The following is a 247-nucleotide window of genomic DNA, read 5'->3' as shown; positions in this document are numbered from 1 at the left end:
TGGACTGGTTCCCCACCCTGCTCTCCGCCGTCGGCGTGCCCGACGCCAAGGAGAAGCTGCTGCAGGGCTGGGCGCCGACTTCCGGCGGACCGACCTTCAAGGTGCACCTGGACGGCTACGACCAGCTGGACTACCTGACCGGCAAGTCCAACGAGAGTGCGCGCAAGGAGTTCTATTACTTCAACGACGAGGCCGAGTTGGTGGGCATGCGCTTCAACGACTGGAAAATCGTCTGGTGCGAACAGCG

General features: G+C 63.2%; 1 pseudogene. It reads left to right on the top strand.

What is annotated here, in order from left to right:
• A pseudogene (locus tag J5M67_RS29105) lies at positions 1–247 on the top strand (arylsulfatase); the annotation flags it as partial.

This window comes from Pseudomonas sp. 30_B, from assembly GCF_017491605.1.
Classification (GTDB): Bacteria; Pseudomonadota; Gammaproteobacteria; order Pseudomonadales; family Pseudomonadaceae; genus Pseudomonas.
The sequence above is the reverse complement of the archived record's forward strand: the minus strand, read 5'-3'. Positions and strand labels throughout refer to the sequence as shown.